Here is a 10,759-nt window from a genome sequence, read left to right as displayed (position 1 = left end):
CCCTCCAGCGCCGATGGTACTGCACTCGACAGGGTGTGGGAGAGTAGGACACCGCCGAACATAAATTGCGAATGCCTCGCATTGCAGTCTTGAAAGAGACTGCAATGCGAGGCATTTCGCATATCCAGGGCACGAACCCACCCCCTCCGGGGCCGGCGAGAGTGCACCCACCGGACACCGCACCCGGCCGATGCCCCGACACCTGCACACTCGACCGGACCCCCGGCCGGCGAGTCCGCACCTACCGGCACGAGCTCACCTGACGGGGTTCGTCGCTACGGAATTCAGCTCAGCAACTGGGCACAGCGCAGCAGACCGAGATGGCTGTAGGCCTGCGGGTGATTGCCGAGCGACCGCTCGGCCACGGGGTCGTATTCCTCTGCGAGCAGTCCGGTGGGGCCGGCGGCGTCGACCAACTGGGCGAACAGGGCCTCGGCGTCCGAGCGTTCCCCGATCAGGAGGTAGGCCTCGATCAGCCAGGCCGCGCACAGGTGGAACCCGCCCTCGCCGCCGGGCAGACCGTCGTCGTGGTGGTACCGGTAGACCGTCGAGCCGCTGCGCAGCTCCGCCTCGGTGGCGCGAACGGTCGCGACGAACCGCGGATCGGCGGGATCGATGAGCCCGGAGAGCCCGATGTGCAGCGTCGCGGCGTCCAGGTCGGTACCGTCGTAGGCCGCCGTGTACGAGCGCGCGCGGTCGCTCCAGCCGCGATCCTTCACCTCGTCGGCGATCTCCGACCGCAGCGACGACCACCCGGGTTCGGACTGTCGCCCGAACCGCTCGGCGAGGGTCAGCGCCCGGTCGACGGTGACCCAGCACATGACCTTCGAGTACACGTGGTGGCGCGGGTTGCCACGGATCTCCCAGATCCCGTTGTCCGGTTCCGCCCAGCGGCGCTCGACCGCGGAGACCATGGCCTGCACCAGGTTCCAGTCGGCGTCGGTGAGCACATCGATGATGCCCGCCTTCTCGCGCGCCTGGGCGAGATGCGAGATCAGGTCGACGATGGGGCCGAAGACGTCCAGCTGTACCTGTGAGTTCGCGGCATTGCCGACCCGGACCGGACGCGAGCCGGCGTAGCCGGGCAGGGAATCGAGCACCGCCTCGGGTGGCAGGTTGGCGCCGTAGATCGTGTACAGCGGGTGCAGGCGTTCGGGTCCGGGCAGCGTCTCGAGGACCCCGTGGACCCACTCCAGGAAGTCCTCGGCCTCGCTCAGCGAGCCGAGCGAGACGAGTGCGGACGCGGTCAGCGACGCGTCGCGAAGCCAGCAGTAGCGGTAGTCCCAGTTGCGGACGCCGCCGATCTCCTCGGGCAGGGAGGTGGTGGCCGCGGCCAGGATGGATCCCGAATCCGCATGCACGAGGCCGCGCAGCGTCAGGGCGGAGCGCTTCATCAGCCCACGCTTGCGGGCGGGCAGGGTCAGGGAATCGGCCCACTCGCTCCAATACGACTCCGCGGTCGCCCTCCGCTCCGATTCCGGCGTCGACGACGGTTCCAAGTCCGAGGTACCGCAGCGCAATTCGAGGACGATCGGCCCCTGTGACGGGTCGATGACGGCGCTCGCGGTCTGCTGGACGCCGTCGCTCGTGATCTCCCACTCGACACCGGGGGAGCGCAACACGAGCGGATCGGTGGTGCCGTACACCCGCAGTCCGTCGGCTTCCTGCTCGAGATGCACCTGCACCTGTCCGAACTCGGGACGCGGAGCGAACGTCACCACGGCCTTGGCCTGGCCGGTGATCACGCGGATCAGGTCGGTGCGGCCCTGGACGACGTCGTGCGGCAGGTAGTCCGTGACCTGGAGGCTCGCCCAACGGGTCTCGACGGTCATGGTGCCGTCGACGTACCGCTGGCTCAGTGGCAGCGCCTCCCGCTGGGGGCCGACGGTGAAGTGTCCGGCGCCGTGCCCGCCGAGCAGGTGCGCGAACACCGCGGCGGAATCGGGCTCCGGGTGGCAGAGCCAGGTCAGGTTGGCGTCGGGGGTGAGCAGCGCGACCGTTCGGGGGCTCGCCAGCATGCTCAGACGCTCGATCGGGGTGGCGCTCTCGCCGTGCAGCCAGGTCCGTCGCTCCTCGAGCAGGAACGCCAGCGCGGCGGAGACGTCCTCGGTGCTCGACACCCGGAACTCGGCGAGCGATTCGCCGTCACCGACCTTGATGCCGAGATCCGGGCCCTGAAGCCGGCTGAAGGCCTTCTCGTCCGTGACGTCGTCGCCGAGGAAGACCGTGGCCGACGCACCCTCGCGATGCCGGAGGATGTCCAGGGCCTCGCCCTTGTCGGTGGCGATGACGGCCAGTTCGATGACGGCCTTGCCCTCCGTGACCTGCACGCCGGGCCAGGTTGCCGCGCCCTCGCGGACCCGGGACAGTGCCGCTTCCGCGACCTCGGGACCGGCGTTGCGGACGTGCAAGGCGGCGCTGGCAGGCTTGATCTCGACGGTGACGCCCGCGCCGGCAGCGGCCACCATCTGCAGCTCCTCGGTGATCTCGCGCAGCAGCCGTTTGGCGTCGTCGTCGATCTCGTGCACGAAGCCGACATCGAATTCGGATCCATGGCTGCCCACCAGCTGTACCTCGACGGGCAGCCGGGACAGCATCGCCAGGTCCCGCAGCGCGCGGCCGGAGATCACCGCAGCGGCGGTCGCGGGCAGGCTCGCGAGTGCCCGCAGCGCTCGAACTGCTTCGGCGTGTGGGAAGGCTTTGGCTGGATCGGAGACGATGGGCGCCATCGTGCCGTCGTAGTCGGACGCCACGAGGAGCCGAGGCGTCCTCGCAACGGATACGAGACGCCTGCGGAGCTCGACGGGTAGGTCTTGCGCACTCACTGCGCAAAGTCTACTTACGCGGCGCCCGGATCCTTGTAGCCTCCGCCGAGAAGGAGCTCCACGGTCAGTTCCAGCCGCTTGGCGACGTCCGTCGCCGAGGAACGCCGGGTGAGCCATGCGACGAGGTTCGAGAGCCACACATCGGAGATGACGCGAGCGATCGCGAGCTGCTCCTCGGTCGGCTCGCCGTCGCTCATGGCCCGTGCGAACAGCGAGTCCATCAGCTTGCCCACCTGGTCGACCTCGGCGGCCGCGGAGGCGTCGGCGAACATGAAGGCACGGGTCATGGCCTCGGTGAGCAGCGGGTCGCGCTGCATCGCCCGGGTGATCTGACCCAGGATCAGGTGCATCCGCTCGATCGGGGTGTCGCCGGGGGGCGCCTTCTTGCGCGCGTCGATCTTCTCGAACTCGCGGGAGAGCGACGACACGAGGAGGTGGACCTTCGACGGGAAGTACCGGTAGAGGGTGCCCACCGCGACATCGGCGCGTTCGGCGACGGCGCGCATCTGCACGGCCTCGTAGCCGCCCTTGGACGCGAGGGCCAGGGTGGCGTCGAGGATTCGCTTGCGGCGCTCGCGCTGCGCGTTGGAACTGAGATCCTCGTCGGTCAGCGTCGAGACGGCCCCGTTGGTCGAGGCGGTCTTAGCCGCGGAACGGGTTCGAGATGAGGAGGTCATCCACAGATTCCTTGATATCGGCGAGTGGGTCGGTTCTTGCAGTTCGCGCCAGGTCTTGACTCTTACCCGGCCCACATATTAGAACACGTTCTAGACAAATTTGTCAGCAATGAAAGGTTGGCCTCCCTTGTGACAATCGCCACGACAGACGAGCAGCGTGCCGTCCAGGAATCGATTCAGGCCTGGGCCCGCGCGACGAACCCGATCGAGACGCTACGGCAGGGGCCGGCCGACTCGTGGCGGTCGCACTGGTCCGCCATCGCGGACCTGGGCCTGTTCTCCGTCGCGCAGGCCGAAGAGGTCGGCGGCGCGGACGGCGAGATCGTCGATCTCGCGGTGATGCTCGAGCAGGCGGCCGCGGCCCTGGCCGCGGGGCCGGTGCTCTCGACCGCGCTCGCCGCGCTGGTCGTCGGCCGCAGCGGTGAGGCGGCGGCCAAGCAGTGGGGCCCCGAACTCGCGGAGGGCAATCTGCCCGTCGGCGTCGTGGTCGACGGTGTCGTGTCCGCCGAGGCCGATGGTGACGGCGGGCTGGTCCTGACCGGCGTGGCCGGGCTCGCGCTCGGCGGCGCTCCCGGCGTGGGTGTGCTGCTCGCGGCCGCGCGCGGCGACGACATCGTCTGGTGTCTCGTCGACGCCGAGGCGGCCGGGCTGACCGTCGAGGCGTTGGAGAACGTCGACGTGAGCACCCCGCTGGGCCGGGTGTCCTGTGCCGGTGTCCGCGTGGGTGCGGACCGGATCGTTGCCGGGCTGCGTCCCGGTTTGGTCAGGGACCTGACCGCGACGCTGGTCGCCGCGGAGGCCGCGGGAGTCGCCGGATGGTGCCTGCGGACCGCCGTCGACTACGCGAAGATCCGCGAGCAGTTCGGCAAGCCGATCGGCTCGTTCCAGGCCATCAAGCACCTGTGCGCGGAGATGCTGTGCCGCGTGGAGCAGGTCCGGGCGGTGGCCTGGGATGCCGCCGTCGCGGCCGAATCGGACGCGGAACTGCCCATCGCGGCCGCCGTCGCCGCCGCCGTGGCGCTCGACGCCGCGGTCGACACCGCCAAGGACTGCATCCAGGTGCTCGGCGGCATCGGGTTCACCTGGGAGCACGACGCGCACTTCTACTTGCGTCGAGTGCTCTCGCTGCGACAGCTGCTCGGCGGCAGTGCGCTCTGGCGCGCGCGGGTCGCCGAGCTCACCCAGGCGGGCGAGCGCAGGCACCTGACCGTCGACCTCGGTGATCTGGAGGCCTCGCGGCCTGCGGTACGCGCCGAGCTGGAATCCATCGCTGCGCTGCCCGAGGCCGACCGCCGGATCGCGTTCGCGGAGTCCGGCTACCTCGCCCCGCACTGGCCCGAGCCGTACGGGAAGTCGGCGAAGGCCGCCGAGCAGATCCTCATCGGTGAGGAGCTGGTGCGCGCCGGGTTGGAGACCCCGAACCTGGTGATCGGTTGGTGGGCGGTGCCGACCATCCTCGAGCACGGCACGCCGGAACAGATCGAGCGCTTCGCGGTGCCGACGCTGCGCGGCGACGTCATCTGGTGCCAGCTCTTCAGCGAGCCGGGCGCGGGTTCCGACCTCGCGGCGCTGCGGACCACCGCCGAGAAGGTCGAGGGCGGCTGGCGCCTGCAGGGCCAGAAGGTGTGGACTTCGCTTGCCCGGGAAGCGGATTGGGCGATCTGCCTGGCGCGCACCGACAAGGATGCGCCCAAGCACAAGGGCATCACGTACTTCCTGGTCGACATGCGCAGCGCCGGCATCCGCATCTCGCCGCTGCGCGAGATCACGGGCGACGCGCTGTTCAACGAGGTCTTCCTCGACGACGTGTTCGTGCCGGACGACGGCGTTGTCGGGCAGGTCAACGGCGGGTGGAAGCTGGCCCGCACCACGCTGGCCAACGAGCGGGTCGCGATGAGCGGCGGCTCCTCGCTGGGCAAGGCGATGGAGGAGCTGCTCGAGCTGGCCGGGCGCGGCGGGCCGAACGCGGTCACCGCGGACCGGACCGGATTCCTGATCGGCGAGGCCATGGTCGGCTCGCTGCTCGAGCACCGCACCACCCTGCGCCAGCTCGACGGACAGGACCCCGGACCCGAGTCGAGCGTGCGGAAGCTGGTCGGTGTGCGGCACCGGCAGGCGGTCGCGGAATTCGCTCTCGAGCTGGCCGGGACGGGCGGGGCCGTCGAGGGTCCGCTCTCCCGGGAGTTCCTGAACACCCGATGCCTCTCGATCGCGGGTGGCACCGAGCAGATCCTGCTCACGGTGGCCGCCGAACGGATCCTCGGGCTGCCGCGGGACTAGCTGCGGCGGGCGGTGCCCGGCACGGGGGCGAAGCGTCGCTCCCGTGCCGGGCCCGAACCGTTGTCCCCGGGCAGGGGAGCTGATACAACTAGAACAGGTTCTAACTCGTAGGCGGGATTGTTCAGCGTGGATTTCTCTCTGGATCAGACACAAGAAACGGTGGCGGAGATCGTCGTGGGGCTGTTGGCCCGCGAGGTCTCCGATCCCGCCGATACCAGCGGCTTCAACCCAGCGTTGTGGGAGGCGATGGCGAAGGCCGATCTGCTCTCGCTCGCCGTGCCCGAGCGGATCGGCGGCGCGGGCCTCGGCCTGTCCGAGGTGCTGCCGCTGCTCACCGAGACCGGCCGCGGCGCCGCGCCGGTGCCGGCGCTGGCGACCCTCGGTTTCGGCCTGCTCCCGGTGCTCGCACTGGGGACGCAGGAGCAGCAGGACGCGGTCCTCGCCGAGGTCGCGACCGGCCGGGTGCTCACCGCGGCCCTGAACGAGCCGGGTGCGGCGTTCCCGTCGTCGCCGTCGACCACCGCGGTCGCGGACGGTGACGGTGTCGTCGTCAACGGCCTGAAGGTCGCCGTTCCGTTCGCCGACCTCGCCTACCGGATCCTGGTGCCGACCGACGCGGGCGTCGTGCTCGTCGCGCCCGACGCCCCCGGCGTCACGCTGGCCAAGATCTCCTCGTCCTCGGGCAGCCCCGAGTTCTCGGTGCGGCTCGACGGTGTCCGGGTCCCGGCCGCCGAGGTCCTCGGCGGCGACAACGCCACCCTGTACCGGATCGCGCTCGCGAGCATCGGCGCGTACGCGGACGGACTGCTCGCGGGCGCCACCACGCTGACCGCCGAGCACCTGCGCACCCGTGAGCAGTTCGGCAAGCCCCTGGCGACCTTCCAGGCCGTGGCCCAGCAGATCGCCGACGTCTACGTCACCTCGCGGACCCTGCACGTCTCGGCGCTGGCCTCGGGCTGGCGGGTGGCCGAGGGCCTCGAGGCGGATGACGACCTCGAGGTGCTGGCCTACTGGATCGCGGCCGAGGTGCCCGCCGCGATGCGCACGCTGCACCACCTGCACGGCGGGCTGGGTGTGGACGTGACCTACCCGATGCACCGCTACTTCTCCATTGCCAAAGACCTGGCCCGCCTCGTCGGCGGCGCCTCATCTCGACTCGACCTCGTGGGGGCCCGGTGTTCATCGATCTGACACCCGAACAGCGTGAGCTGCAGGCGGAACTGCGCCGATACTTCGCAGGCCTGATCTCCCCGGAGGAGGCCGAGATCATGCTCACCGAGCGGCACGGCCCCACCTACCGTGAGGTCATTCGCCGGATGGGCAAGGACGGCTGGCTCGGCGTCGGCTGGCCGGTGGAGTTCGGCGGCCGTGGCTTCGGCGAGATCGAACAGCAGATCTTCGTGAACGAGGCTGTGCGGGCGGATGTTCCGCTGCCCTCGGTCACCCTCCAGACCGTCGGCCCGACGCTGCAGACCTACGGAACCGAGGAGCAGAAGCGCAAGTTCCTGCCCGCGATCCTGGCCGGGGAGGTGCACTTCGCGATCGGGTACTCCGAGCCGGATGCGGGCACCGACCTGGCCGCGCTGCGGACCACCGCGGTGCGGACGGGGGACGAGGCCACCGGGTATTACACGGTCAACGGACAGAAGATCTTCACCACCGGTGGCCACGATGCCGACTACATCTGGCTCGCCGTGCGCACCGGCGACGCGGACTCCCGCCACCGCGGCATCTCGATCCTGATCGTGGACACCAAGGATCCCGGTTTCACGTGGACCCCGATCATCACCGCCGACGGCGCGCACCACGTCAACGCCACCTACTACTCCGACGTCCGCGTGCCGGCGAGCATGCTGGTCGGGGAGGAGAACAAGGGCTGGAGGCTGATCACCACCCAGCTCAACCACGAGCGCGTCATGCTCGGACCGGCCGGCCGTGTCGCGGGCCTGTACGAGAAGGTGCACGAGTGGGCGGCCAAGCGGGACCTGCTCTCCGAACCGGACGTGCAGCGCGGCCTCGGCGAGATCCACGCGACCTACCGGCTGAACGAGCTCCTCAACTGGCAGGTGGCGGCAGCGACCGGCGACGTGGACATCGCGGACGCGTCGGCGACGAAGGTCTTTGCCACCGAACGTATTCAGCGTGTCGGACGGATCGCCGACGAGATCATCGGGGCGCACGGCGACCCCGGTGACCCGGAGACAGCGAAGCTGATGCACTGGCTGGACGTGCAGGTCAAGCGGAACGTGGTGATCACCTTCGGCGGCGGCGTCAACGAGGTGATGCGCGAGCTCATCGCGATGGCCGGGCTCGGATTGCCGAAGGTGCCCCGATGACCGCGACGGAGGTTTCAGTGAGCAACGGTTCAGCGAGCGACAAGGAAGCATCGATCCTCGCGGCGGCCGAGCGGGTACGGGCCGGCGGCGCCAGCAAGGCCCGCGCGGGCCGCGACCCGATCAACATGCCGATGATCCGCAACTGGGTGGAGGCGATCGGCGACGAGAACCCCATCTACGTCGACGAGGACGCTGCCGTCGCGGCGGGCCACGGTGGCATCGTCGCACCGCCCGCCATGGCGCAGGTCTGGACGATGCGTGGGCTCGGCGCCGTACGCGAGGAGGACGATCCGCTCGGCCGGATGACCGAGATCCTCGACGAGGCCGGCTACACGTCGGTGGTCGCGACGAACTGCGACCAGACGTACCACCGCTATGTCCGCCCGGGCGAAGAGGTGACCATCGAGTCGGTACTCGAAGACGTTGTGGGACCGAAGAAGACGGGCCTGGGCGAGGGCTGGTTCTTCACCACCCGCAACTTCTGGAAGGTGGGCGACGAGGTCGTCGCCGAGATGCTCTTCCGGATCCTGAAGTTCGCGCCCCCGGCGAAGGCAGAGGCGGAACCGGCTCGCGCCGAGGCGAGTTCGAGCCTGGGCGAGTCGCTCGACGACCTCGACCCGACCCGCATGCTGCGTCCCTCGCAGTCGCGCGACACCGAGTTCTTCTGGGAGGGCGTCGGGGCGCACGAGCTGCGCATCCAGCAGCGCCCGGACGGCTCGCTGCAGCACCCGCCGGTGCCGGCGATCTGGAAGGACAAGTCGGAGCGGACGGACTACGTCGTGGCCTCGGGGCTCGGCACCGTCTTCAGCTACGTCGTGCACCACGCGCCGAAGGTGCCCGGGCGTTCGCTGCCGTTCGTCGTCGCGCTCGTGGAACTCGCGGAGGGCGTGCGGATGCTCGGCGAGCTCCGCGGCGTCGACCCGAGCGAGGTCGCGATCGGGATGCCGGTGCAGGTGGAGTTCCTCGACCTGCCGGGCGACGACGAGACCGGACAACAGCCGTGGACGCTGTACGCGTGGCGTCCCGTGAAGGAGCAGGCATGAGTTCTACCCTGACCGCGACAGTGGGGGAGACCCTGCCCGCCCTGTCCATCCACGGCGACCCGACGTTCATCGTGTCGACGGCGTTGGCCACCAGGGACTTTCAGGATGTTCACCACGACCGGGACAAGGCGCAGCAGCGCGGCTCGAAGGACATCTTCGTCAACATCCTCACCGACACCGGGCTGGTGCAGCGGTACGTCACCGACTGGGCCGGTCCGCGCGCCGTGATCAAGTCGATCAAGCTGCGGCTGGGTGTGCCCTGGTACGCCTACGACACGCTGACCCTGACCGGTGCCGTCTCCTCGGTCGAGGACGGCCTCGTCACCCTCGACATCGTCGGCAAGGACAGTCTCGGTGACCACATCAAGTCGACGGTCACCCTCGTGATGGATGGAGCAGCCCAGTGAGCGAGCTGTCCGGCAAGGCCGCCATTGTCGGCATCGGCGCCACCGACTTCTCCAAGGACTCGGGACGCAGCGAGCTGCGCCTCGCCGCCGAGGCGGTGCAGGCCGCGCTCGACGACGCGGGCCTGAAGCCGTCCGATGTGGACGGCCTGACGTCGTTCACGATGGACACCAACACCGAGGTCGCCGTTGCGCGGTCGGTCGGGATCCCGAACCTGAAGTTCTTCAGCAGGATCCACTACGGCGGCGGCGCGGCGTGCGCGACCATCCAGCAGGCCGCGATGGCGGTGGCCACCGGCGTCGCGGATGTGGTCGTCGCCTATCGCGCGTTCAACGAGCGCTCGGGAATGCGCTTCGGGCAGGTCAATTCGGCGCTGGTCCAGCAGGTGAACTCCTCCGGCACCGACAACGCCTTCTCGTACCCGCACGGGCTCAGCACACCGGCGTCGTTCGTCGCGATGATCGCCCAGCGCTACATGCACGTGTACGGCGCCACCAGTGCGGATTTCGGGCGGGTCGCGGTCGCGGACCGCAAGCACGCGGCGACCAACCCGAACGCCTTCTTCTACGGCAAGCCGATCACGATCGAGGAGCACCAGGCCTCGCGGTGGATCGCGGAGCCGCTGCACCTGCTGGACTGCTGCCAGGAGACCGACGGCGGCATCGCCATCGTCGTGACCTCGCCGGAGCGGGCGAAGGACCTGCCGAACACGCCGGCGATCATCGCCGCCGCGGCGCAGGGCAGCGGGGCCGATCAGTACATCATGACCAGCTACTACCGGGACGGCCTGAGCGGCCTGCCGGAGATGGGGCTGGTCGGCGACCAGCTGTGGGCCCAGTCGGGGTTGCGTCCGCAGGACATGCAGACCGCCGTGCTCTACGACCACTTCACCCCGTACGTGCTGATGCAGCTCGAGGAGCTCGGCTTCTGCGGCCGCGGCGAGGCCAAGGACTTCATCGCTGACGGCGCCATCGAGCTGGGCGGGCGGCTGCCGCTGAACACCCACGGTGGGCAGCTGGGTGAGGGCTACATCCACGGTATGAACGGCATTGCCGAGGGCGTCCGCCAGATCCGTGGCACCTCGGTGAACCAGGTTCCGGACGTGCAGAACGTCCTCGTGACGGCAGGCACCGGTGTGCCGACGTCGGGTCTGGTTCTGACGGCCTAGGCGGCTGCGCCGCCCGTGCGCGGTT

The 10,759-nt window shown here is 69.7% G+C and carries 8 protein-coding genes; 6 read left to right on the top strand and 2 right to left on the bottom strand.

Annotation, left to right across the window (positions count from 1 at the left end; all coding sequences use genetic code 11):
• Positions 1 to 284: 284 nt before the first annotated feature.
• Positions 285 to 2,825 (bottom strand): trehalose-phosphatase, encoded by a 2,541-nt coding sequence (otsB, locus tag ACFQS9_RS09010; RefSeq protein ID WP_378403667.1) that lies wholly within the window; start codon positions 2,823 to 2,825, stop codon positions 285 to 287.
• Positions 2,826 to 2,839: 14 nt separating this feature from the next.
• Positions 2,840 to 3,502: a cholesterol catabolism transcriptional regulator KstR gene (gene kstR, locus ACFQS9_RS09005; RefSeq protein ID WP_378403665.1), complete on the bottom strand. Its 663-nt coding sequence runs from the start codon at positions 3,500 to 3,502 to the stop codon at positions 2,840 to 2,842.
• Positions 3,503 to 3,631: 129 nt separating this feature from the next.
• Here kstR and ACFQS9_RS09000 point away from each other — a divergent pair, with 129 nt between their 5' ends.
• The 6 genes from ACFQS9_RS09000 to ACFQS9_RS08975 all read left to right on the top strand — a co-directional run bounded on the left by ACFQS9_RS09000 (position 3,632) and on the right by ACFQS9_RS08975 (position 10,734).
• Positions 3,632 to 5,782 (top strand): acyl-CoA dehydrogenase family protein, encoded by a 2,151-nt coding sequence (locus ACFQS9_RS09000; protein ID WP_378403663.1) that lies wholly within the window; start codon positions 3,632 to 3,634, stop codon positions 5,780 to 5,782.
• 126 nt (positions 5,783 to 5,908) lie between these two features.
• The gene (locus tag ACFQS9_RS08995) at positions 5,909 to 6,973 is read left to right on the top strand and encodes an acyl-CoA dehydrogenase family protein (RefSeq protein WP_378403661.1); all 1,065 of its coding nucleotides are present in this window, start codon (positions 5,909 to 5,911) and stop codon (positions 6,971 to 6,973) included.
• Positions 6,958 to 8,118, top strand: coding sequence for an acyl-CoA dehydrogenase family protein (locus tag ACFQS9_RS08990; RefSeq protein WP_378403659.1), 1,161 nt, complete (start codon positions 6,958 to 6,960; stop codon positions 8,116 to 8,118). The genes ACFQS9_RS08995 and ACFQS9_RS08990 overlap by 16 nt, the downstream gene beginning before the upstream one ends.
• Positions 8,115 to 9,161, top strand: coding sequence for a bifunctional MaoC family dehydratase N-terminal/OB-fold nucleic acid binding domain-containing protein (locus ACFQS9_RS08985; RefSeq protein ID WP_378403657.1), 1,047 nt, complete (start codon positions 8,115 to 8,117; stop codon positions 9,159 to 9,161). The genes ACFQS9_RS08990 and ACFQS9_RS08985 overlap by 4 nt, the downstream gene beginning before the upstream one ends.
• Positions 9,158 to 9,568 carry a MaoC family dehydratase gene (locus ACFQS9_RS08980; RefSeq protein WP_027502878.1) on the top strand — a complete coding sequence of 137 codons (411 nt, stop codon included), beginning with the start codon at positions 9,158 to 9,160 and terminating at the stop codon, positions 9,566 to 9,568. The genes ACFQS9_RS08985 and ACFQS9_RS08980 overlap by 4 nt, the downstream gene beginning before the upstream one ends.
• Complete coding sequence (locus ACFQS9_RS08975) at positions 9,565 to 10,734, top strand: lipid-transfer protein (RefSeq protein ID WP_077042935.1); 1,170 nt, start codon at positions 9,565 to 9,567, stop codon at positions 10,732 to 10,734. The genes ACFQS9_RS08980 and ACFQS9_RS08975 overlap by 4 nt, the downstream gene beginning before the upstream one ends.
• Positions 10,735 to 10,759: the final 25 nt, after the last annotated feature.

This window comes from Rhodococcus daqingensis (assembly GCF_042665615.1).
Lineage (GTDB): Bacteria > Actinomycetota > Actinomycetes > Mycobacteriales > Mycobacteriaceae > Rhodococcus_G > Rhodococcus_G daqingensis.
Note: the sequence above shows the minus strand (reverse complement) of the source record. Positions and strands in the feature narration are given on the sequence as shown.